General features: G+C 71.9%; 16 protein-coding genes. 12 read left to right on the top strand and 4 right to left on the bottom strand.

Annotation, left to right across the window (positions count from 1 at the left end; genetic code table 11):
• The first annotated feature begins 34 nt into the window (after positions 1-34).
• Positions 35-640 carry a flavodoxin family protein gene (locus AC6CKD_RS27985; protein WP_498330964.1) on the top strand — a complete coding sequence of 202 codons (606 nt, stop codon included), beginning with the start codon at positions 35-37 and terminating at the stop codon, positions 638-640.
• 147 nt (positions 641-787) lie between these two features.
• On the opposite strand, the gene AC6CKD_RS27980 is transcribed toward AC6CKD_RS27985, so the two are convergent.
• On the bottom strand, positions 788-1,639 hold the full coding sequence (locus tag AC6CKD_RS27980; RefSeq protein ID WP_498330963.1) for a CAP domain-containing protein: 852 nt from the start codon (positions 1,637-1,639) through the stop codon (positions 788-790).
• A gap of 143 nt (positions 1,640-1,782) precedes the next feature.
• Here AC6CKD_RS27980 and AC6CKD_RS27975 point away from each other — a divergent pair, with 143 nt between their 5' ends.
• The 4 genes from AC6CKD_RS27975 (at position 1,783) to AC6CKD_RS27960 (ending at position 8,446) form a co-directional block, all read left to right on the top strand.
• On the top strand, positions 1,783-2,064 hold the full coding sequence (locus AC6CKD_RS27975) for an acylphosphatase (protein ID WP_243337703.1): 282 nt from the start codon (positions 1,783-1,785) through the stop codon (positions 2,062-2,064).
• A gap of 366 nt (positions 2,065-2,430) precedes the next feature.
• Entirely contained in the window at positions 2,431-2,646 is a 216-nt protein-coding gene (locus AC6CKD_RS27970; protein ID WP_030227372.1) for a hypothetical protein, read from the top strand.
• Between the two features lie 227 nt (positions 2,647-2,873).
• Positions 2,874-6,764, top strand: a complete 3,891-nt coding sequence (locus AC6CKD_RS27965) for an AAA family ATPase (RefSeq protein ID WP_498330960.1) — start codon at positions 2,874-2,876, stop codon at positions 6,762-6,764.
• A 251-nt stretch (positions 6,765-7,015) separates the two neighbouring features.
• Positions 7,016-8,446 (top strand): sugar porter family MFS transporter, encoded by a 1,431-nt coding sequence (locus tag AC6CKD_RS27960; RefSeq protein WP_498330959.1) that lies wholly within the window; start codon positions 7,016-7,018, stop codon positions 8,444-8,446.
• A 49-nt stretch (positions 8,447-8,495) separates the two neighbouring features.
• Here AC6CKD_RS27960 and AC6CKD_RS27955 read toward each other — a convergent pair whose 3' ends face one another.
• Both AC6CKD_RS27955 and AC6CKD_RS27950 read right to left on the bottom strand, forming a co-directional pair.
• Positions 8,496-9,479 (bottom strand): LLM class flavin-dependent oxidoreductase, encoded by a 984-nt coding sequence (locus tag AC6CKD_RS27955; RefSeq protein WP_498330957.1) that lies wholly within the window; start codon positions 9,477-9,479, stop codon positions 8,496-8,498.
• Positions 9,480-9,542: 63 nt separating this feature from the next.
• The gene (locus tag AC6CKD_RS27950) at positions 9,543-10,994 is read right to left on the bottom strand and encodes a cytosine permease (RefSeq protein WP_498330955.1); all 1,452 of its coding nucleotides are present in this window, start codon (positions 10,992-10,994) and stop codon (positions 9,543-9,545) included.
• 145 nt (positions 10,995-11,139) lie between these two features.
• Here AC6CKD_RS27950 and ftsY point away from each other — a divergent pair, with 145 nt between their 5' ends.
• The gene (gene ftsY / locus AC6CKD_RS27945; protein ID WP_498330954.1) at positions 11,140-12,360 is read left to right on the top strand and encodes a signal recognition particle-docking protein FtsY; all 1,221 of its coding nucleotides are present in this window, start codon (positions 11,140-11,142) and stop codon (positions 12,358-12,360) included.
• A 79-nt stretch (positions 12,361-12,439) separates the two neighbouring features.
• Here ftsY and AC6CKD_RS27940 read toward each other — a convergent pair whose 3' ends face one another.
• Complete coding sequence (locus tag AC6CKD_RS27940; protein WP_498330952.1) at positions 12,440-13,111, bottom strand: bifunctional DNA primase/polymerase; 672 nt, start codon at positions 13,109-13,111, stop codon at positions 12,440-12,442.
• 486 nt (positions 13,112-13,597) lie between these two features.
• On the opposite strand from AC6CKD_RS27940, the gene nsdA reads away from it, so the two are divergent.
• The 6 genes from nsdA (at position 13,598) to ftsH (ending at position 23,475) form a co-directional block, all read left to right on the top strand.
• Positions 13,598-15,031, top strand: coding sequence for a transcriptional repressor NsdA (gene nsdA / locus AC6CKD_RS27935; RefSeq protein WP_498331024.1), 1,434 nt, complete (start codon positions 13,598-13,600; stop codon positions 15,029-15,031).
• Between the two features lie 387 nt (positions 15,032-15,418).
• Positions 15,419-16,765, top strand: a complete 1,347-nt coding sequence (locus tag AC6CKD_RS27930; RefSeq protein ID WP_498330951.1) for an ammonium transporter — start codon at positions 15,419-15,421, stop codon at positions 16,763-16,765.
• The gene (locus AC6CKD_RS27925) at positions 16,762-17,100 is read left to right on the top strand and encodes a P-II family nitrogen regulator (RefSeq protein ID WP_112451060.1); all 339 of its coding nucleotides are present in this window, start codon (positions 16,762-16,764) and stop codon (positions 17,098-17,100) included. Before AC6CKD_RS27930 ends, AC6CKD_RS27925 begins: the two co-directional genes overlap by 4 nt.
• A 17-nt stretch (positions 17,101-17,117) precedes the next feature.
• Complete coding sequence (locus AC6CKD_RS27920; protein ID WP_498330949.1) at positions 17,118-19,544, top strand: [protein-PII] uridylyltransferase; 2,427 nt, start codon at positions 17,118-17,120, stop codon at positions 19,542-19,544.
• Positions 19,545-19,826: 282 nt separating this feature from the next.
• Positions 19,827-21,410 carry a signal recognition particle protein gene (ffh, locus tag AC6CKD_RS27915; RefSeq protein ID WP_498330948.1) on the top strand — a complete coding sequence of 528 codons (1,584 nt, stop codon included), beginning with the start codon at positions 19,827-19,829 and terminating at the stop codon, positions 21,408-21,410.
• 235 nt (positions 21,411-21,645) lie between these two features.
• Positions 21,646-23,475, top strand: a complete 1,830-nt coding sequence (gene ftsH / locus AC6CKD_RS27910) for an ATP-dependent zinc metalloprotease FtsH (RefSeq protein WP_498331022.1) — start codon at positions 21,646-21,648, stop codon at positions 23,473-23,475.
• Positions 23,476-23,504: the final 29 nt, after the last annotated feature.

The raw sequence follows: 23,504 nt of genomic DNA, 5'->3' as shown, positions 1-23,504 counted from the left end.
GACCCACCACGGTGTCTTCCGAGGGAGAACCGCCTTGTCCGCAGCCACGTACACCCCCGTCGTCTCGATCGCCTACCACTCCGGCTACGGCCACACCGCCGTGATCGCCGAGGCCGTCAAGGCCGGCGCCGTCGACGCCGGCGCGACGGTGCACCTGATCAAGGTCGACGAGATCGACGACGCGCAGTGGGAGCTCCTGACCGCGTCCGACGCGATCGTCTTCGGCGCTCCGACCTACATGGGCACCGCCTCCGGCGCCTTCCACGTCTTCGCCGAGGCCACCTCGAAGATCTGGTTCGGGGGCGGCTGGCAGGATAAGGTCGCCGCGGGCTTCACCAACTCCGGCTCGAAGTCCGGCGACAAGGGCAACACCCTCGACTACTTCCAGACGCTGGCCGCGCAGCACGGCATGAGCTGGGTCAACCTGGGCCTGAAGCCCGGCTGGAACTCCAGCACCGGTTCCGAGAACGACCTCAACCGCCTCGGCTTCTTCGACGGCGCCGCGGCCCAGTCCAACAGCGACCAGGGTGCCGAGTTCGTCCACAAGGCCGACATCGCCACCGCCGAGCACCTCGGCGGCCGCGTAGCCCAGCAGACCCGTGTCCTGCTCGCCGGGCGCGCCGCCCTGGCCTCGGCCTGACGTACCGCCCGGCCGCCGGGCGATGCCGCCCAGCGCGGGGCGCGGTACGAGGGGCGCTACGGGGGGCCGGTACGGAAAACGGGCGGGGGCACGGTCGGGCGCGGCGGATATCGCCGCGCCCGACCGTGCCCCCGCCCGTCGCCGCTGTCAGAAGCCGAAGTTCTGGGTCCACCAGGGGCCGCCGGCGGCGTTGTACACGCCGACGCCCAGGGTGCGGAACTCGCAGTTGAGGATGTTGGCCTTGTGGCCGGGGCTGTTCATCCAGGCCTTCATCACGGCCGCCGCGTCGCCCTGGCCGCGGGCGATGTTCTCGCCGCCCATCCCCGATATGCCGGCCTTGGTGGCACGGTCCCACGGGGTGTTCCCGTCGGGGTCGGTGTGGTCGAAGAAGCCCCGGACGGCCATGTCCTTGCTGAAGGCCCCGGCCAGCGCCGCCAGCGGCGGGTTCGCCCGGACCGGAACGCAGCCGGTCCGCGAGCGCTCCTGGTTGACCAGGGTGAGCACGGCGGTCTCCTCGGCGGAGTGGCCGGCCGAGGTGGGCGGGGTCGCCGGGGCCGCGGGGGCGGAGGGCTTCGGCGCGGAGGGCTTCGGCTTCACCGGCACCGGGGTGGGGCTCGCCTCCGGGGTCTTCGACGGCTCCGTGGAGGGAGACGGGGAAGGCGTGGCCGACGGGGACGGCGAGGCGGAGGGGGAGGGAGTGGAAGAAGGGGTGCCCGCTCCGGTGGAAGCCCGGCCGGAGAGGTTGGCGAGGCCGCCCTGCTGCTGCGGCGCGCTCTCGGGGCTCGGCGATGCCTTGGCCTTGGACTCAGCCGTCTTCGCGTCGGAGCTCGCGGCCGTGACCCCTACGTAGGGGAAGGAGGAGCCGACCGGGACGACGCCCGTGGTGACGGCCGCCGTGCCGAGGACCACGGCCACGGATGCGCCGAGCAGTCCGCCTCGCAGGGCGGTGCGGCGCCTGCCGCCGCGGCGGGGCGCGGCGTGGATTCGGTGGCGTCCCATCGCGGCTCACCTTCCTGGGGTTCGGGATGCTTCAAGATCAACCTTTACTCACCCAAATGGGTGAGCTCATTGCTGCGCGACTGTACGCCATGGCGACAGGGGGTGAGGTGCCCCGGATTTGTTTGCCCGGTTAGCGTTCAGGCATGAACGAAGACGTGCGGATGACCGCCTGGGTACGCGGCCGTGTACAGGGAGTGGGCTTCCGCTGGTTCACCAGGGCCAACGCCATGGAGATCGGCGGACTGACCGGCTTCGCGCTCAACCTGGACGACGGGCGAGTACAGGTGGTGGCCGAAGGTCAACGTGAGAATTGCCACCGGCTCCTGGAGTGGCTGCACGGCGCCGACACGCCCGGGAAGGTGGACGGGGTGACAGAGATCTGGGGCACACCGCGCGGCGGCTACGACGGGTTCGCGATCCGGTGAGGGATCGACTGATCATGCACTGAACACATCGCCCGATGGTCCGCATGCGGTCGGAACTGCGCATTCATCGCCGAGGCGTTGCCGACGCGGCGGATCCGTGGAAGGCTCGGAGACGAGGATGATCTCCACGCCCCTTGTGGGGGCCGGGATGCCCGCCGATACGGGGCGTGATCGTGTTGACCGTCAAACTTTTTGGTGAGACGCTGGAAGCCCCGCGCACCTGAGCTGTTTGGCAGTGCTGGCAGTACACAGTGTCAGCCAAAGATCGATGCAGTGACTGACAGTCGCTGCCGGACATCCGCGGGTGCGATTCCCTCACGACCCACACCGCTTCGGTCGGTCACTCAGTGTGGAGGACCATCCATCATGGCAAAGGCGCTTCTCGGTTACGTCGGCGGTTCCGACCCGCGACTCCTCGCCGAGATGCGACGGCTTCAGCAGCGCGTCCAGGACCTCGAGTCCGAGCTCGGACGAATCCAGTCCGAAAACGACGCTCTGAACGCGGCCGCCGCACAGCACGGAGACTCGCTGCTTGACAGCATCGACCTCGACGTACCCCAGGCGGAGCCTGCGCTCACCTGATCCGCGCTCCCTCGTCGCTCGATCAACAGAACCGCATGATCTGCAAGGGACGCTTCGGCGTCCCTTCTTTCTTTCCGTTCCCGCTCCGGCTCCGTATGCCGCCGTTTCCACCCGCGGACGCGGCTGCCGGGCGGCGTTGCGCCAGGTGGGGGGCCCATTCCTTTAACGTCTGATGTGCCCTGCACCTTCAGGGGCGAAACCGAACGCGAGAGGTAGAGTCCGGCGGCGTGCACCTCAAGTCCCTGACCCTGCGTGGCTTCAAATCCTTCGCGTCCGCGACCACCCTGCGCTTCGAGCCGGGCATCACCTGTGTCGTGGGCCCCAACGGCTCCGGCAAGTCCAACGTGGTGGACGCGCTCTCCTGGGTCATGGGCGAACAAGGGGCCAAGTCCCTGCGCGGCGGGAAGATGGAAGACGTCATCTTCGCCGGCACGACCGGCCGCCCGCCGCTCGGCCGCGCCGAGGTCTCGCTCACCATCGACAACTCCGACGGCGCGCTGCCGATCGAGTACGCCGAAGTCACCATCACGCGGATCATGTTCCGCGGCGGCAGCAGCGAGTACCAGATCAACGGCGACACCTGCCGCCTCCTCGACATCCAGGAACTGCTCTCCGACTCCGGCATCGGCCGCGAGATGCACGTCATCGTCGGACAGGGCCAGCTGGACTCCGTACTGCACGCCGATCCGATGGGCCGCCGCGCCTTCATCGAGGAGGCGGCCGGAGTGCTCAAGCACCGCAAGCGCAAGGAAAAGGCGCTGCGGAAGCTGGACGCGATGCAGGCCAATCTCGCGCGCGTGCAGGACCTCGGCGACGAGCTGCGGCGCCAGCTCAAGCCCCTCGGGCGGCAGGCGGCCGTGGCCCGGCGCGCGGCCGTGATCCAGGCGGACCTGCGGGACGCACGGCTGCGGCTGCTCGCCGACGACCTCGTGACGCTGAAGGGCGCGCTCGACGCGGAGATCGCGGACGAGGCGGCGCTGAAGGAACGCAAGGACGCGGCCGAGGCGCAGCTCGCGGCGGCGGTACGGCGGGAATCCGAACTCGAGGAGGCCGTACGCGAACTCGCGCCACGGCTCCAGCGGGCGCAGCAGACCTGGTACGAGCTGTCGCAGCTCGCCGAACGGGTGCGCGGGACCGTGTCGCTGGCGGACGCCCGGGTCACCTCGGCCTCCGCGCCGGCCGAGGAGGAGCGGCCGGGCCGGGACCCGGAGGAGATGGAGAGGGAAGCCGCGCGGATCCGCGAGCAGGAGGCGGAGCTGGCGGCCGCGCTGGAGGCGGCCGCGCGGGCGCTGGAGGACACGGTCTCCCACCGGGCCGAGCTGGAGCGCTCGCTGGCCGACGAGGAACGGCGGCTGCGGGACGTGGCGCGGGCCATCGCCGACCGGCGCGAGGCGCTGGCACGGCTGAGGGGCCGGCTCGGCGCGGCCCGCTCCCGTGCGGGCGCGGCCCAGGCGGAGATCGACAGGCTGGTCGTGGCGCGGGACGGGGCGCGGGCGCGGGCGGAGGAGGCGCGCGAGGAGTACGAGGCGCTGGCGGAGGAAGTCGGCGAGGAAGAGCCTTCCGGGGCGGGCGCGGGGCAGGGCTCTGCTACCGGCTCGGCTTCGGGGTCCGCTTCGGGGCTCGGGGAGTACGAGGCCGCGCGGGCGGAGCTGGCGGCGGCGGAGGCCGGACTCGCCGAGACCCGGGACGCGTTGGCCGCGGCGGAGCGTTCGCGGGCTGCGGTGTCGGCGCGACGGGACGCCCTGGCGATGGGACTGCGCCGCAAGGACGGTACGGCGGAACTGCTCGCCGCGCGGCTGGAGGGGCTGCTGGGGCCGGCGGCGCAGCGGCTGTCCGTGACCCCGGGGTACGAGGTCGCGGTGGCGGCGGCGCTGGGCGCGGCCGCGGACGCGGTGGCCGTCACGTCGACGGCGGCGGCGGCCGGCGCGATCCGGTACCTCCGGGAGGGCGACGCGGGAAGGGCCGCCTTCCTGATCGCTTCGGGCGCGGTGGCCTCCGGCGGTTCGGCGGTGGGGGGCGGGGTCCCGGGCCAGGCGGCGGCCTCCGGAGGTTCGGTGGCGGTGGCCGGGGTCCCGGGCCAGGCGCAGGCCCCGGATTCGGGCGCGGCCTCTGCCTCGGGCCAGATTCAGGCCCGCGATGCGGCCCCGGCTCAGGCGGCCCGGGCCGCGGTGGCCGCCGCGGATCAGGATCGGGCGGCGGGTTCGGGCCCGGCGGCCTCCGCGGCGGGGCTGAAGGGGCCGGCCCCGGCGGTGGCCGCGCCGGGTGTGGCGGTCGGCGGGGCTCAGGTGTCGGCTCCGGGGTGCACGGAGCCGGCGGTCGCCGCCGCGGGGCTCGTGCAGGGGGACGCCGAGGTCGTTCGGGCCGTGGCCTGGGTGCTGCGGGACTTCGTTGTCGTCGGGGGGCTCGACGAGGCCGAGGCGCTCGTCGCCGCGCGGCCCGAGCTGGTGGCCGTGACCGCCGAGGGCGACGTGCTCGGCGCGCACCTCGCGCACGGCGGGTCCGCCGGGGTGCCCAGCCTGATCGAGGTGCGGGCCGCCGTCGACGAGGCCGCCGCGGAGCTGGCCCGGCTGGACGGCCGCTGCCTGGTGCTGGCCGGTGAGAAGGAGGCCGCCGACGCGCGCCGGGTGGCGGCCGGGGCCCGGGTCGAGGAGCTCGGGGAGCTCCGGCGGGCCGCCGAGCGGGCCCGGGCCGGCGTCGCCCAGCAGCTCGGGCGGCTCGCCGGGCAGGCGAAGGGGGCGCTGGGCGAAGCCGAGCGCGCGGCCGCGGCCGCGGCCACGGCGCAGGATGCGCTGGAGCAGGCGCTGGCCGACGTGGAGGAGTGTGCGGAACGGCTCGCCGTCGCCGAGGAGAACGACCAGGTCGAGGAGGCGGCGCAGGAGCCCGACACCTCGCGCAGGGACCGGCTCGCGGCCGACGGGGCGAACGCGCGGCAGACCGAGATGGAGGCCCGGCTGCAGCTCAGGACCCATGAGGAGCGGGTGAAGGGGCTCGCGGGCCGGGCCGATTCCCTCGACCGCGGGGCCCGGGCCGAGCGGGAGGCCCGTGCCCGGGCCGAGCGCCGCCGGGAACGGCTGCGGTACGAAGCGCGGGTGGCCGCGGCCGTCGCCTCCGGAGCCCGCCAACTGCTCGCGCACATCGAGGTGTCGCTGACCCGCGCCGTGCGGGAGCGCACGTCCGCCGAGTACGCCAAGGGGGTGCGGGAGCGCGAGCTCGACGAGGCCCGGGGCCTGGGCCGCGGCCTGAAGGGCGAACTCGACAAGCTCACGGACTCCGTGCACCGCGGCGAGGTGCTCGGCGCCGAGAAGCGCATGCGGATCGAGCAGGTGGAGAACCGTGCGCTGGAGGAGTTCGGGATGGCGGCGGACGGTCTCGTCGCCGAGTACGGTCCGGACCAGCCGGTGCCGCCCAGCCCGTCCGTGGACGGGGAGGAGCGGGACGCCGCGGAGGCGGACGCCGGGCCGGAGCCCTTCGTGCGGGCCCGGCAGGAGAAGCGGCTGAGGGCGGCCGAGCGTGCCTACCAGCAGCTCGGCAAGGTCAATCCGCTGGCACTGGAGGAGTTCGCCGCGTTGGAGGAGCGGCACAAGTTCCTCAGCGAACAGCTGGAGGACCTGCGTAAGACCAGAGCCGACCTCCTTCAGGTCGTGAAGGAGGTCGACGAGCGGGTCGAGCAGGTCTTCACGGAGGCGTACCGGGATACGGCCCGTCAGTTCGAGGGGGTGTTCTCGCGGCTGTTCCCCGGCGGCGAGGGCCGGCTGATCCTGACGGATCCCGACAACATGCTCACCACGGGCGTCGACGTCGAGGCCCGGCCGCCGGGCAAGAAGGTCAAGCGGCTGTCGCTGCTCTCGGGCGGCGAGCGCTCGCTGACCGCCGTGGCCCTGCTGGTCTCCATCTTCAAAGCGCGGCCCAGCCCGTTCTACGTGATGGACGAGGTCGAGGCGGCGCTCGACGACACCAACCTCCAGCGGCTGATCCGGATCATGGAGGAGCTGCAGGAGAGTTCGCAGCTGATCGTGATCACGCACCAGAAGCGGACGATGGAGGTCGCCGACGCGCTCTACGGGGTCTCGATGCAGGGCGACGGGGTCTCGAAGGTCATCAGCCAGCGCCTCCGGTGACGCCTCCCCGGGTGACACGCGTCAGCCGTCATCCTTTCAAGAAGTGAACCTCGAATCTCCCTCGGTTCACGCCAATGGCCGCAAGCGGCGCGCTCACCTTCATTCCACCCTCCCTCTTGACTTCAAGAAATGAACACATAAGCTCGCTCCCGCTGTATCCCTTCGGGTGGTGCCCGATCTTGACCTGTGCGCCACTGGAAGGAATTACCCCCACCCGCCCGTCACCGCATCCGGGCACGCAGGAGCAGACCTTGACCAGCAGCACAGCGCGGGCCTCGGCGTCGGGCAGCGGCCCTGCATCGCAGCCCGACCACCTCGGGCACGTCATCTTCATCACCGCGGCCGCCGCCATGGGTGGATTCCTCTTCGGCTACGACAGCTCCGTCATCAACGGCGCGGTCGTCGCGATCCGGGACCGCTTCGACGTGGGGCCCGCCACCCTCGCCCAGGTGATCGCCGCCGCGCTGATCGGCTGCGCCCTCGGCGCCGCCACGGCCGGCCGCATCGCCGACCGGATCGGCCGTATCCGCTGCATGCAGATCGCGGCCGTCCTCTTCACGGCCAGCGCCATCGGCTCGGCCCTGCCCTTCGCCCTGTGGGACCTGGCGATGTGGCGGGTCATCGGCGGCTTCGGCATCGGCATGGCCTCGGTCATCGGCCCGGCCTACATCGCCGAGGTGTCCCCGCCCGCGTACCGCGGCCGGCTCGCCTCCTTCCAGCAGGCCGCGATCGTCATCGGCATCGCCGTCTCCCAGCTCGTCAACTGGGGGATCCTCAACCTCGCGGACGGCGACCAGCGCGGCAAGATCGGCGGCCTGGAAGCCTGGCAGTGGATGCTCGGCGTGATGGTGGTCCCCGCCGTGCTCTACGGGCTGATGTCCTTCGTGATCCCGGAATCCCCGCGCTTCCTGATCTCCGTCGGCCGCAACGCCGAGGCCCGGAAGGTGCTCGCCGAGGTCGAGGGCGAGCACGTCGACCTCGACGGACGCGTCGCGGACATCGAGCACGCCATGCGCTCCGAGCACAAGTCCACCTTCAAGGACCTGCTCGGGAGGCGGGGCTTCCTGCCCATCGTCTGGGTCGGCATCGGCCTGTCGGTCTTCCAGCAGCTCGTCGGCATCAACGTGATCTTCTACTACAGCTCCTCGCTGTGGCAGTCGGTCGGCATCGACCCGAGCGCCTCGTTCCTGTACTCCTTCGAGACCTCGGTCGTGAACATCATCGGCACGGTGATCGCGATGATCTTCGTGGACCGGATCGGCCGCAAGCCGCTCGCCCTCATCGGCTCCACCGGCATGGCGATCTCGCTGGGCATGGCCGCCTGGGCCTTCTCGTACAAGTCCGGTGCCGGCGACGACATCGCGCTGCCGCACGCCCAGGGCATCGTGGCCCTGGTCGCCGCCAACTGCTTCGTCCTCTTCTTCGCGCTGTCCTGGGGCGTGGTCGTCTGGGTGCTGCTCGGGGAGATGTTCCCCGGCCGGATCCGCGCCGCCGCGCTCGGCGTGGCCGCCGCCGCCCAGTGGATCGCCAACTGGGTCATCACGGTGTCGTTCCCGACCCTGTCGGACTGGAACCTGTCCGGCGCCTACGTCATCTACACGGTCTTCGCCGTGCTCTCGATCCCGTTCATCCTCAAATGGGTGCCGGAGACCAAGGGCAAGGCGTTGGAGGAGATGGGCTGACCACCCCCGCCAACGGCCCCTCTCCTCTCGGAGGAGGCGCTGCCCCGTCTCAGTCCTTGAGGCGGGGCAGCACCTGTTCGCACAGGAGCTGCAGGCTCCGCCAGCCCTCGTCCACGGGCATCCCGCCGCACAGCGGGTGCAGCACCAGGTTCCCCGCCTCGGCGCCGCGGGCGTACGCGACCGCCTCGTCCGGGGTCAGGATGCGGTACACGCCCTCGGCACGCAGCTCCGCCACCGTGTGCGCGCCCGACCGTACGGCGCTGCGGATGTCCTTGGACTGCCAGGAGGCGTACATCCCGGCCTCGTGCAGGAAGCGCTCGCCGTACTGGTCCCACGCCCGGTCCGGGTCCTCCGCGATGTGCAGCAGCGGGGTCTCGGCCGCCGGCATCATGCAGAAGCCCTCCGTGCCGTACTCCGCGAGCTTCGCGTGGTAGTACGCCTCCAGCTCGGGCAGGTGCGCGCTCGGGAAGAACGGCAGGCCCAGGCGGGCCGCCCGGCGGGCCGCCGCCTCCGAGCTGCCGCCGACCAGGAGCAGCGGGTGCGGCTGGGTGAAGGGCCGCGGGGTGACCCGTACGGTACGGCCGCGGAACTCGAACGGCTCGCCGGTCCACGCCTTCAGCAGGGTCTCCAGCAGCTCGTCCTGGAGCTTGCCGCGCCGTCCCCACTCCACGCCGTGCTGCTCGTACTCCTCGGGCCGGTAGCCGATGCCGGCCACCGTGACGAGGCGGCCGCCGCTGAGCAGGTCCAGTACGGCGATGTCCTCGGCCACCTTCAGCGGGTCGTACAGCGGGCCGATGATCGCCGAGACGGTGACGGCGATCCGGCGGGTGGCGCCGAAGACCGCGCCCGCGAAGGCGAAGGGGGAGGGCAGCCAGTTGTTGTCGGTGCCGTGGTGCTCCTCGGTCTGGATGGTGTCGATCCCGCGGTCGTCGGCGTACTTCGCCATCTCCAGCGCGGCCTTGTAGCGGGCGGAGAGGGTTTCCGGGGTGCCGTTCGGATCGATGAGGTTGAACCGGGCCACGGTGATGGGCATGGAGAAGTCCCCCTTCGCCGGAGGTGGGTGGGCGGGCGAAGGGGGACGTTAGCTGACGTCGCGTCAGTTGGACAGGGATTCGGCGGGGACCCGCTCCCGCGCCGGGGCCTCGGCGGCCTCCGGGCTCCGCGGAGCCGCCGGGGTGCGCGGGAGGACCGCGTACAGCACGGCCGAGGTGACGATGCCGGCCGCCCAGCCCAGGCCGTTCCGCCCGATCCAGGTGGTGGCCAGCGGACCGCTGAACCAGTCGACCTTCGTGAACAGCAGGCCCGCCACCAGGGCCAGGCCCCAGGCGGTCATGGCCTGCCAGGCGAACCCGCCCCGGTACCAGTAGGCGCTGCTCCGCGTGGTGTCCAGCAGCGCGGCCCCGTCGTAGGAGGTGCGGCGCAGCATGTCCACGCCGAAGACGCCGATCCACGCGGAGAAGGCCACGGCCAGCAGGGTCAGGAAGGAGATGAACGAACCGAAGAAGCTGGTCGCCACCACCATCAGCAGGAAGCCGAAGACCAGGCTGATGACGGCGTTGACGCTGACCGCCGCCGCGCGCGGGACCTTGATGCCGAGGGTCTGGGCGGTGAAGCCCGCCGAGTACATGGACATCGAGTTGATGAGCAGCATGCCGACGAGCGCGATCAGCAGGTACGGGACCGCGATCCAGGTGGGCAGCAGTTCGCCGATGAAGGACACCGGGTCCTGCGCGGTGGCCAGGTCGGGGGTGGCGACCGCCATGACCGCGCCCATGAGGACCATCGGGATCACGACGACGGCCGCGCCGCCGATGGTCGCGCCGACCATGCCCCTGGCGGAGGCGGTACGGGGCAGGTAGCGGGTGAAGTCCGGGCCGGACGGGACCCAGCTGATGCCGCCGGCCGCGATGGTGCCGATGCCCGCGATCATCATCGCGGTGGAGCCGGCGGGCTTGGCGAAGACGGCGGACCAGTCGGTCTCGGCGATCAGGTAGCCCAGCACGAGCACGCTGAAGGCGCCGAAGAGGTACGTGGACCACGTGGAGCAGACGCGCAGCGCGTTGATGCCGAGGCCGGAGACCAGGAAGGTGCAGCCGACGAAGAAGACGAGGGTGACGACGATCAGAGCGGTGCTCTTCTTGATCCCGAAGACCAGGTCCAGGACGGTCAGGACGGCGTACGCGCCGCTGACCGCGTTGATGGTCTCCCAGCCCCAGCGGGCGACCCAGATCAGGGCGCCGGGGAAGAGGTTGCCGCGCTGGCCGAAGACGGCCCGCGAGAGTGCCATGCCGGGGGAGCCGCCGCGCTTGCCGGCGATGGATATGAGTCCGACGAGCCCGTAGGAGACGACGGGTGCGGCGATCGCGACGACGAGCACCTGCCAGATGTTCAGCTTGTTGAAGATGACGAGACCGGCGCCCATGGTCAGCAGCAGCACGCTGATGTTGGCGGCGACCCAGGTCGGGACGAGCTCGCGCACCCGGCCGCGGCGCTCGGCGTCCGGGACGGGCTCCAGGCCGCGCGACTCGACGGCGGTCTCGGCAGACATAGGTGTACTCCGTGGGGGCGGCGGGGCGTGGGGGATTGCTCATCATCATAGGTTCGCCGCAAAAAATACAAACAGAGGCTTACGTCCTGGTATGAACCTCCAGGGTCCCCGGCTCGGGGCGCGCGTGGCCGATACTGGGTCCGTTATGGAAATCCTCATCCTTGCCGTAGTCATCGCCCTGGTCGCGGTCGGTGCGATCAGCGGGCTCGTGGTCAGCAGCCGCAAGAAGAAGCAGCTGCCCCCCACGGCCCCGCCCAGCACGCCGACCATCACTGCCCCGCCCGCCGAACCGCAGGTGGGGGAGGACGCCGCACCGACGGCGGAAGAGCCGCGCCGCACGATCGAAGAGGTCGTGCTGCCCGAGGCCGAGGCCGAGGCCCCGGTCGCGGAGCCCGAAGCCCCCGTCGCCGAGGTTCCGGCCGCGCCCGAGATCGAGGTGCCCGAGCCCACCGCCGGCCGTCTGGTCCGGCTGCGCGCCCGCCTCGCCCGGTCGCAGAACACGCTCGGCAAGGGGCTGCTCACGCTGCTCTCCCGCGAGCACCTCGACGAGGACACCTGGGAGGAGATCGAGGAGACCCTCCTCGTCGCCGACGTCGGTGTCGCCCCCACCCAGGAACTGGTGGACCGGCTCCGCGAGCGGGTCAAGGTGCTCGGCACCCGCACCCCCGCCGATCTGCGCGCGCTGCTGAAGGAGGAGCTGGTCACGCTCCTCGACACCGACTTCGACCGCACGGTGAAGACCGAGAGCGGCGTGGACACCCCCGCCGTGATCATGGTCGTCGGCGTCAACGGCACCGGCAAGACCACCACCACCGGCAAGCTCGCCCGCGTGCTCGTCGCCGACGGCCGCAGCGTCGTGCTCGGCGCGGCGGACACCTTCCGCGCGGCCGCCGCCGATCAGCTCCAGACCTGGGGCGAGCGGGTCGGGGCGCGCACCGTGCGCGGCCCGGAGGGCGGCGACCCGGCCTCGATCGCCTACGACGCGGTCAAGGAGGGCATCGCCGAGGGTGCCGACGTGGTCCTCATCGACACGGCCGGCCGGCTGCACACCAAGACCGGCCTGATGGACGAGCTCGGCAAGGTCAAGCGCGTCGTGGAGAAGCACGGCCCGCTCGACGAGATCCTGCTGGTCCTGGACGCCACCACCGGGCAGAACGGCCTGACCCAGGCCCGGGTCTTCGCGGAGGTCGTGGACATCACCGGCATCGTGCTGACGAAGCTCGACGGCACCGCCAAGGGCGGCATCGTCATCGCCGTCCAGCGCGAGCTCGGAGTCCCGGTCAAGCTCATCGGCCTCGGTGAGGGCGCGGACGACCTGGCCCCCTTCGAGCCGGAGGCCTTCGTCGACGCCCTGATCGGCGACTGAACGCCCCGACGCTCCTACGCCGGCCAGTGCCCCCGAGGTCCCCTGGACCCGGGGGCACTGCCATGGGCGGAGTCCGGGGTTACGGGCGGCGCAGCCGGTGGCAGAGGTAGGCGAGGGTGCCCAGCAGGAGGCGGGCCTGCGGGGGATCCCCGGCCGAGTCCAGTGCCGGCGGCCGCAGCCAGCTCAACGGGCCGAGGCCCGCGAAATCCGAGGGCGGGGCTGTGACGTAGGAGCCCTGGCCCAGGGCGCGCAGATCGAGACCGGCGTCGTCCCAGCCCATCCGGTACAGCAGCTGCGGCAGCCCGGCCGCCGCCCCGGGGGCGACGAAGAACTGGGCCCGGCCGTCCGGGGTCGCGGTCACCGGGCCGAGCGGCAGGCCCATCCGCTCCAGCCGGACCAGCGCCCGCCGTCCGGCTTCCTCGGACACCTCGATGACGTCGAAGGAGCGCCCGACGGGGAGCAGCACCGCGGCTCCCGGATACCCGCTCCAGGTCTCGGTGACCTCGTCGAGCGTGGCTCCGGCCGGGACCGTCGGAGCGAGGGCCAGCGGATGCGCCCCCGGCGCACCGCACCTCGTATGACCGCAGGAGCAGTCGCGGGCGGGCCCCGCGGCCCGGGCGCCGGGGACCACGTCCCAGCCCCAGAGTCCCGTGTACTCCGCCACCGCCGTGCACTCCGAGGTCCGGCCGCGGCGCCGAGCGCCGGAACGGAACTCCCTGGTGCCGCGGCTGCCGCCGATCGTGAAGCCCATGCCCATGCCCCCTCCAACGGGTCGGACGTGCCGGTGGTTACGAGGTCGGCCGGACCGGATGCCCGGCGCACTCCTCGCCGCGCGCGCCCCGTGCGCACTCCTGTCCAACCGATCGGTTCTGCCTTCGTGTCAAGTGAATCGCGCCTGGCGGGTGGCGAGTTCATACGAAGGGGTGGCGAATGGTGGCGTTTCCGGGATCGACCTCGCCGAAGGGGTGATCGTAGGATTACTTTCGGTGCACGAAGCGCGAAGGAAGACGTGTCCGCGGGTATGCCGGAGGCATGGTGTGAAGGACCTGTGAAGACCGTTTCCCGACTGGGTTTCGTGTTGAAGAGGCTGACGGATGGGGGCGTTCCAGTGAGCGGCAACGGCGCAAGCGGAACGGGTGCGGAGTCCGGCGTGCCGTCCGCCGCGACACCGGACCAGGACTCCGCGCGGGATTCCGACCAGGATTCCCCGCAGGACGCCACGGTCCGCAACGAGCAGCTGACGTCCTGGTTCGTCCGCAGCGGCTGGTCCAAGGGCGAGCTCGCCCGCCAGGTCAACCGCCGCGCCCGCCAGATGGGCGCCCATCACATCAGCACCGACACCTCGCGGGTCCGCCGCTGGCTCGACGGAGAACAGCCCCGCGAGCCCGTCCCGCGGATCCTGTCCGAGCTCTTCTCCGAGCGCTTCGGCTCCGTCGTCGCCATCGAGCACCTGGGCCTGCGCACCGCCCACCAGACCCCCTCCGTCTCCGGCGTCGACCTGCCCTGGGCCGGGCCGCAGACCATCGAGCTGCTCGGCGAGTTCTCCCGCAGCGACCTGATGCTGGCCCGCCGCGGCTTCCTCGGGACCTCGCTCGCCCTGTCCGCCGGCCCCGCCCTCATCGAGCCCATGCAGCGCTGGCTCGTACCGGTCCCGGCCGCCGACCCGGGACCCCGGGAGGCGGGGCCGACGGGCGCCCTGAGCGGCCACCGGCCGCCCCGGCTCTCCGAGCCCGAGGTGGACCTCCTCGAAGCCACCACCGTGATGTTCCGCCAGTGGGACGCCCAGTGCGGCGGCGGACTGCGCCGCAAGGCCGTCGTGGGCCAGCTCCACGAGGTCACCGACCTGCTCCAGGAGAACCACCCGGCACCGGTCATGAAGCGGCTCTTCAAGGTCGCCGCCGAACTCGCCGAACTCGCCGGCTGGATGAGCTACGACATCGGCCTGCACCCCACCGCGCAGAAGTACTTCGTCCTCGCGCTGCACGCCGCGAAGGAGGGCGGGGACAAGCCCCTGGGCTCGTACATCCTCTCCAGCATGAGCCGCCAGATGATCCATTTGGGCCGCCCCGAGGACGCCCTGGAGCTGATCCACCTGGCCCAGTACGGAAGCCGCGACTGCGCGGGGCCCCGGACCCAGGCCATGCTGTATGCGATGGAGGCCCGCGCCTACGCCAACATGGGCCAGCCCAGCCGCTGCAAGCGGGCCGTGCGGATGGCCGAGGACACCTTCTCCGACGTCGGCTTCGACGCCGAGCCCGAGCCCGACTGGATCCGCTTCTTCTCCGAGGCCGAGCTCAACGGCGAGAACTCCCACTCCTACCGGGACCTGGCCTACGTCGCGGGCCGCAGCCCCATGTACGCCTCCCTCGCCGAACCGGTCATGGAGCGCGCCGTCGAGCTCTTCGCGAAGGACGAGGAGCACCAGCGCTCCTACGCCCTCAACCTGATCGGCATGGCCACCGTCCACCTGCTCCAGCGCGAGCCCGAGCAGGCCACGGTCCTCGTCGGCCGTGCCCTGGACGTGGCGGGAAAGGTGCGGTCCGAACGGGTCAACACCCGACTGCGCAAGACCGTCGACACCGCCGCGCGCGAGTACGGCGACGTCGCGGACGTGGCGCGGCTGACCGACCACCTCGCCTCCCGCCTCCCCGAGGCCGCGGAGGCCGTCTGACGGCCGTCCCGGCCGCCCCAAGGCCCCCGGCCGCGGCAGTCACCCCGTGAAGCCCGATCAGGCTCCCCCAGCCAGGTTCCCCGGGTCATCGCCGCGGCCGGGCACCCCTTTGCCGCTAAACCGCGGCCGCTCTCGCGGAGGTGGCGGTTCGCCGTCGTGGTTGCTCAATTGATGATTGCGGCTGTTCATCGGGCTGTAACAGGCCGGACCTCTTCGTCATCGACGTGAAACACCTGGCGGCGCCGCCGGAAACCGGCCTGCGCGAATCTCAGGGCCAATAACCGGCCAGCCCCCCGGCCGGAACACCCTCAGGCCTGATTCGAACCAGCGCCGCTCAGGTTTTCACGATCGCCCGCACGCGAACGTACCGACGACGAGGAGACGCCGATGGCATCAGCCATCACGACCCTCGCGGCAGACGCCCCCACGCTGTCTTCCGCGAACACCGGGTTCATGCTCATCTGCTCCGCCCTGGTCATGCTGATGACCCCGGGACTCGCCTTCTTCTACGGAGGCATGGTCCGCGTCAAGAGCAGCCTCAACATGCTGATGATGAGCTTCATCAGCCTCGGGATCGTCACGATCCTCTGGGTCCTCTACGGATTCAGCCTCGCCTTCGGCGCCGACTCCGGCTCGCTCATCGGCTGGTCCTCCGACTACGTGGGACTCAGCGGCATCGGCATCACCGAGCTGTGGGACGGCTACACCATCCCCGTCTACGTCTTCGCCGTCTTCCAGCTGATGTTCGCGATCATCACCCCGGCGCTGATAAGCGGCGCGCTGGCCGACCGCGTCAAGTTCAGCGCGTGGGCCCTCTTCATCACCCTCTGGGTGACCATCGTCTACTTCCCCGTCGCCCACTGGGTGTGGGGCGCCGGCGGCTGGCTCTTCGAGCTCGGGGTCATCGACTTCGCCGGCGGCACCGCCGTCCACATCAACGCGGGCGCCGCGGCCCTCGGCGTGATCCTGGTCATCGGCAAGCGCGTGGGCTTCAAGAAGGACCCGATGCGCCCGCACAGCCTCCCGCTCGTGATGCTCGGCGCGGGCCTGCTGTGGTTCGGCTGGTTCGGCTTCAACGCGGGCTCCTGGCTCGGCAACGACGACGGCGTCGGCGCCGTCATGTTCGTCAACACGCAGGTCGCCACCGCCGCCGCCATGCTCGCCTGGCTCGGCTACGAGAAGCTGCGCCACGGCTCCTTCACCACCCTCGGCGCCGCCTCCGGCGCCGTCGCGGGCCTCGTCGCCATCACCCCCTCCGGCGGCGCCGTCTCCCCGCTCGGCGCGATCGCCATCGGCGTCATCGCCGGTGTCGTGTGCGCCATGGCCGTCGGCCTGAAGTACAAGTTCGGCTACGACGACTCCCTCGACGTCATCGGCGTCCACCTCGTCGGCGGTGTCCTCGGCTCCCTCCTCGTCGGCCTCTTCGCCACCGGTGGGGTCCAGTCCGACGTGGCCGGCCTCTTCTACGGCGGCGGCCTGGAGCAGCTGGGCAAGCAGGCGATCGGAGTCTTCTCCGTCCTCGCCTACTCTCTCGTGGCATCCGCGGTACTCGCCTTCCTCCTCGACAAGACGATGGGGATGCGGGTCACCGAGGACGACGAGGTCTCCGGCATCGACCAGGTCGAACACGCCGAGACCGCCTACGACTTCAGCGGAGCCGGCGGCGGCTCCTCCTCCCGGAGCACCGCCGTCCCCGCCCCTGTCGCCGCCGCGAGCAAGAAGGTAGACGCATGAAGCTCATCACCGCGATCGTGAAGCCGCACCGGCTGGACGAGATCAAGGAAGCCCTGCACCGCTTCGGAGTCCAGGGACTCACCGTCTCCGAGGCCAGCGGCTACGGCCGCCAGCGCGGACACACCGAGGTCTACCGGGGCGCCGAGTACACCGTGGACCTCGTACCGAAGATCCGCATAGAGGTGCTCGTCGAGGACGGCGACGCGGAAGACGTGATGCGGATCGTCGTCGACGCCGCCCAGACGGGCAAGATCGGCGACGGCAAGGTGTGGAGCATCCCCGTGGACTCGGTCATCCGGGTCCGCACCGGCGAGCGCGGCGCTGACGCGCTCTAGGTGATTGGAACCCCTGGGTGACGAGTGTCGAAGAGACCACTGACGGCAACACCGCCGACCAGGGACCCAGCGGGTACGCCGCGGCCCGGCTGCGACTCCTCCAGGAGGAGTCGCGGTCCGGGCCTTCCCGGCGTTCCGCCCTGGCGGCCCTGACCGACGACTGGCTGAAGGCGCTGTTCGCCACCGCCGTACGCGAGACGGGCGTGCGGGGCGCCGCGCTCGTCGCCGTCGGCGGCTACGGCCGCGCCGAACTCTCCCCCCGCAGCGACCTCGACCTGGTCCTGCTCCACGACGGCAAAGCCGAACCGCGGGCGCTGGCCGCCCTGGCCGACCGGCTCTGGTACCCCGTCTGGGACCTCGGCCTCGCCCTCGACCACTCGGTGCGCACCCCCGGCGAAGCCCGCAAGACCGCCGCCGAAGACCTCAAGGTGCACCTCGGACTGCTCGACGCCCGGCCCGTCGCGGGCGACGCCGGGCTCCTCGCGGGACTGCGCACCTCCGTCCTGGCGGACTGGCGCAACCACGCCGCCAAACGGCTGCCCCAGCTGCACTCCCTGTGCCGGGAGCGGGCCGAGCGGGCCGGGGAGCTCCGCTTCCTGCTGGAACCCGACCTCAAGGAAGCCCGCGGGGGACTGCGCGACGTCACCGCGCTGCGGGCCGTCGCCGCGTCCTGGCTGGCCGACGCCCCGCGCGAGGGCCTCGCCGAAGCCCGGCGCCGGCTGCTCGACGCCCGGGACGCGCTGCACCTGGTGACCGGCCGCGCCACCGAGCGCCTCTCCCTCCAGGAGCAGACCCCGGTCGCGGCGCAGCTCGGTCTGCTCGACGCCGACGCCCTGCTCAGGGAGGTGTACGAGGCCGCGCGGGTGGTCTCGTACGCCGGTGACGTGACCTGGCGCGAGGTCGGGCGCGTGCTCCGGGCGCGGTCCGCCCGCCCCCGGCTCCGCGGGCTGCTCGGCACCCGGAGCTCCGTACCGGAGCGGGCGCCGCTCGCCGAAGGCGTCGTCGAGTCCGACGGCGAGGCCGTACTGGCCCTGGCCGCGCGGCCGGACCGGGACCCGGTGCTGCCCCTGCGGTTCGGCGCGGCCGCCGCCCAGGCCGGGCTGCCCGTCTCGCTGCACGCCGTACGCCGGCTGGCGGCGCAGGCGAAGCCGCTGCCGGTGCCGTGGCCGGCCGAAGCCCGGGAGCAGCTGCTGACCCTGCTGGGCGCGGGGGAGCCGACGGTGGCCGTGTGGGAGGCGCTGGAGGCCGAGGGCATCATCACGAAGCTGCTGCCCGACTGGGAGCGGGTGCGGTGCCGTCCGCAGCGCAACCCGGTGCACACCTGGACCGTGGACCGGCACCTCGTGGAGACGGCCGTCCGGGCCTCGGAGCTGACCCGCCGGGTGGGCCGCCCCGACCTCCTCCTGATGGCCGCGCTGCTGCACGACATCGGCAAGGGCTGGCCGGGCGACCACTCGGTGGCCGGCGAGACGATCGCCCGCGACATGGCGCTGCGGGTGGGCTTCGACGCCGAGGACGTCGCCGTGCTGGGCGTCCTCGTCCGCCACCACCTGCTGCTGATCGACACCGCCACGCGGCGGGACCTGGACGACCCGGCCACGGTCAAGGCGGTGGCCGAGGCGGTCGGGTCGCCCGGCACGCTGGAGATCCTGCACGCCCTGACCGAGGCCGACGCGCTGGCCACCGGCCCGGCGGCGTGGAGCGCGTGGCGCGGCTCGCTCGTGGCCGACCTGGTCGCGCGGGTCGCCGCCGTGCTGAGCGGGGCCGCCCCGGCGGTGACGGAGCTGGAGATCCCGACCACGGAACAGGAGCGCCTGGCGGTGGAGGCGCTGCGCACCGGGGAGCCGGTACTGGCCCTGCACGCCCGGCAGGAGGAGGACGCGGTCGGGGTGGAACTGGTGGTGGCCGTCCCCGACCAGCCGGGAGTACTGCCCGCGGTGGCCGGCGTACTGGCACTGCACCGGCTCACCGTGCGGGCGGCCGACCTGCGCTCGATGGAGCTCCCGGACCGGCTGGGCGAGGTTCTGGTCCTGCGGTGGCGGGTGGCGGCGGAGTACGGGGCCCTGCCGCAGGCGGCGCGGCTGCGCACCGATCTGGTGCGGGCCCTGGACGGCTCGCTGGACGTCCCGGCGAAGCTCGCGGACCGCGAGGCGGCGTACCCGCGGCGGCGCGGGGTGGTCCCGCCGCCGCCCCGCGTCACGGTGGTACCCGAGGTCTCCTCCCTGGCCACGGTCCTGGAGGTGCGCGCTCCCGACGCGGTCGGGCTGCTGCACCGGATCGGGCGGGCGCTGGAGTCCTCCGGGGTGCGGGTGCGCAGCGCGCACGTGTCCACGCTCGGCGCGAATGCCGTGGACACGGTGTACGTGGTCGACGCCGACGGCAAACCCCTCGCCGGCCCGGCGGCGGCAGCCCTGGCGGGGGCGGTCCAGGTGGCCCTGGCGTAGCGGTGGCGGCCGCTGCGCGGGGCCGTCCCCTACCCACCCTTCCACCGTTCCCCGGGGCTCCGCCCCGGGGAACGGTCCTCCAACGCCGGACGGGCTGTGAGCGCGCCGGCGGGGCTGGATTTTCCAGCCCCGCCGACGTTTGAGCGCGGGGGCCGGGGCGGAGCCCCGGGAATCGGCGAAAGGGTGGGGTGGGGGAAAGCCGCCCGCAGGGCCGAAGGGGTAGCGCGGCCCGATACCCTGGGGGACGACCACACGCCCCCGACCCGAGGAATCGCGACCACCGTGTTCGATACGCTTTCCGACCGCCTCAGCGCGACCTTCAAGTCCCTCCGGGGCAAAGGCCGCCTCTCCGAGCAGGACATCGACGCTGCGGCGCGGGAAATCCGTATCGCCCTCCTCGAGGCCGACGTCGCCCTTCCCGTCGTCCGCTCCTTCATCGCGAACGTCAAGGAGCGCGCCCGCGGCGAAGAGGTCTCCAAGGCCCTGAACCCGGGCCAGCAGGTCCTCAAGATCGTCAACGACGAGCTGGTCTCCATCCTCGGTGGCGAGACCCGGCGGCTGCGCTTCGCCAAGACCGCGCCCACCGTGATCATGCTCGCCGGCCTCCAGGGTGCCGGTAAGACCACCCTCGCCGGAAAGCTCGGCCTGTGGCTGAAGGGGCAGGGCCACGCCCCGCTCCTGGTCGCCTGCGACCTCCAGCGCCCCAACGCCGTCAACCAGCTCTCCGTCGTGGCCGAGCGGGCCGGCGTGGCCGTCTACGCCCCCGCGCCGGGCAACGGCGTCGGCGACCCGGTCCAGGTCGCCAAGGACTCCATCGAGTACGCGCGCACCAAGCAGTACGACGTGGTCGTCGTCGACACCGCCGGCCGCCTCGGCATCGACCAGGAGCTGATGCAGCAGGCCGCGGACATCCGCGACGCCGTCAGCCCGGACGAGATCCTCTTCGTCGTCGACGCCATGATCGGCCAGGACGCGGTCAACACCGCCGAGGCCTTCCGCGACGGCGTCGGCTTCGACGGCGTCGTGCTCTCCAAGCTCGACGGCGACGCCCGGGGCGGTGCGGCGCTCTCCATCGCCCACGTCACCGGCAAGCAGATCATGTTCGCCTCGAACGGCGAGAAGCTCGACGAGTTCGACGCCTTCCACCCGGACCGCATGGCGGGCCGGATCCTCGACATGGGTGACATGCTCACCCTGATCGAGCAGGCCGAGAAGACCTTCTCGCAGGCCGAGGCCGAGAAGATGGCGGCCAAGCTGCAGAAGGGGCCCAAGGAGTTCACGCTCGACGACTTCCTGTCCCAGATGGAGCAGGTCCGCAAGATGGGGTCCATCTCCAAGCTGCTCGGCATGCTCCCGGGCATGGGGCAGATCAAGGACCAGATCAACAACATCGACGAGCGCGACGTGGACCGCACCGCCGCGATCATCAAGTCGATGACCCCGGCCGAGCGCCAGGACCCGCACCTCATCAACGGTTCGCGCCGCGCCCGCATCGCCAAGGGCTCCGGCACCGAGGTCAGCGCCGTCAAGTCGCTCGTCGAGCGGTTCTTCGAGGCCCGCAAGATGATGTCCCGCATGGCCCAGGGCGGCGGCATGCCGGGCATGCCCGGCATCCCCGGGATGGGCGGCGGCCCCGGCCGGCAGAAGAAGCAGGTCAAGCAGGCCAAGGGCAAGCGCAAGAGCGGCAACCCGATGAAGCGCAAGGAAGAAGAGGCCGCGGCAGCCGCGCGCCGCGAGGCCGGTCCGGAGGCGATCGAGCCCGCGGTCGGCGGCAACCCCTTCGGCCTTCCCGCGGGCGGTGCCCAGTCCGGTCAGTCCGGCAATGAGTTCGACCTGCCGGACGAGTTCAAGAAGTTCATGAAGTAGCGGTTCGTGAAGTAGCAGTACGGAGCCACGGGAGCCCCGGCCGGATCAATCCGGCCGGGGCTTCGCCGTATGGGCTCCCGCCAGGGGCGATGGTCCGTTTTGTCGCCTATCGTCGGCCGGGAGGACGGCAGAAGGAGGCCACGTGCCCAGCCCCACCCCCGTACCGCCCCGCGACCGGGCCGATACGCCCTGGCGCTCCGAAGGCGCACCCCCCGCCCCGCCGCCGAAGAAGCGGATGCCCGGAGGCTGGCGCGGCCTGATCCTCACCGCCCTGATCGTCTACCTGATCACCAACCTGGTGCTCTCCTTCTTCAACGAGGGCGACGAGCCGACCATCTCGTACACCGAGTTCAGCAAGCAGGTGGCGAACGGCAACGTCTCGAAGATCTACTCCAAGGGCGACGCCATCCAGGGCGAGCTGAAGACCGGACAGCCCAAACCGGACGGGGACAAGGGCGACTACAAGAAGTTCGTCTCCCAGCGGCCCGCCTTCGCCGACGACGACCTGTGGGCCGACCTCACCAAGCAGAACGTCGTCGTCACCGCCTCCCCGGTCGTCGAACAGCGCAGCTTCCTGGCCAACCTGCTGATCTCCCTGGCCCCGATGCTGCTGCTGGTCCTCCTGTGGGTGGTCATCGCCCGCCGGATGGGATCGGCGATGGGCGGCGGCATGGGCGGGCTCGGGCGCAAGACGCCGCCCAAACCGGTCGAGCTGGAGGGCGCCGAGCGCACCACCTTCGAGGACGTCGCCGGCATCGACGAGGTCGAGGGCGAGCTCAACGACGTCGTGGACTTCCTCAAGAACCCGGACGAGTACCGCAAGATGGGCGCCCGCATGCCCGGCGGCGTCCTGCTCGCCGGCCCGCCCGGCACCGGCAAGACCCTGCTGGCCCGCGCGGTGGCCGGCGAGGCCGGGGTGCCCTTCTTCTCCGCCTCCGCCTCCGAGTTCATCGAGATGATCGTCGGCGTCGGCGCCTCCCGGGTGCGCGAACTCTTCTCCGAGGCCCGCAAGGTGGCCCCCGCCATCATCTTCATCGACGAGATCGACACCATCGGGCGGGTCCGCGGCGGCGGCGCGGCCATGGGCGGCCACGACGAGCGCGAACAGACCCTGAACCAGATCCTCACCGAGATGGACGGCTTCTCCGGCTCCGAAGGCGTGGTCGTCCTCGCCGCGACCAACCGGGCCGACGTGCTGGACCCGGCGCTGACCCGGCCGGGCCGCTTCGACCGCACCGTCATGGTCTCCCCGCCCGACAAGGCCGGCCGGGAAGCCATCCTGCGCATCCACACCAGGGACATCCCGCTCGCCGCCGGCGTCGACCTCGCGCAGATGGCCCGGACGACCCCGGGCATGACCGGAGCCGAGCTGGCCAACCTCGCCAACGAGGCGGCCCTGCTCGCCGTGAAGCGCCAGCAGAAGGAGGTCACCCAGTCGGACCTCTCCGACGCGCTGGAGAAGGTGCAGCTCGGCGCGGAACGGCCGCTGGTCATGGCGGACGAGGAGCGCCGCCGTACCGCGTACCACGAGAGCGGACACGCCCTGCTGGGCATGCTCCAGCCCGGCGCCGACCCGGTCCGCAAGATCACCATCGTGCCGCGCGGGCGGGCCCTCGGCGTCACCCTCTCCACCCCGGACGCGGACCGGTACGCGTACACCGAGGAGTACCTGCGCGGCCGCATCATCGGCGCGCTGGGCGGCATGGCCGCCGAGCAGGTGGTCTACGAGGTCATCACCACCGGCGCGGAGAACGACCTCGAACAGGTCACCAACATCGCCCGCGGCATGGTCGGCCGCTGGGGCATGAGCGAACGCATCGGCCGCCTCACCGCCATCCCCTCGGACGGACAGAGCCCCTACGGCCTCTCCGCGGCCCCCGCCACCCTCGACGCGGTGGACCACGAGATGCGCCGGATCGTGGACGAGTGCTACGAGAAGGCCTGCCTCCTGCTGCGCGAGAACCGCGACAAGCTGGACGCCCTCGCGGAAGCCCTGATGGCCGGCGAAACGCTGGACGAACCGGCCGCCTACGCCGCCGCGGGCATCACCCGGCTCCACAAGTGAGCGCCGTGCGGGGCCGGTCGGCGGCCCCG

The organism is Streptomyces sp. GQ60, from assembly GCF_059758875.1.
This window is presented reverse-complemented; position numbering and strand designations above follow the sequence as displayed.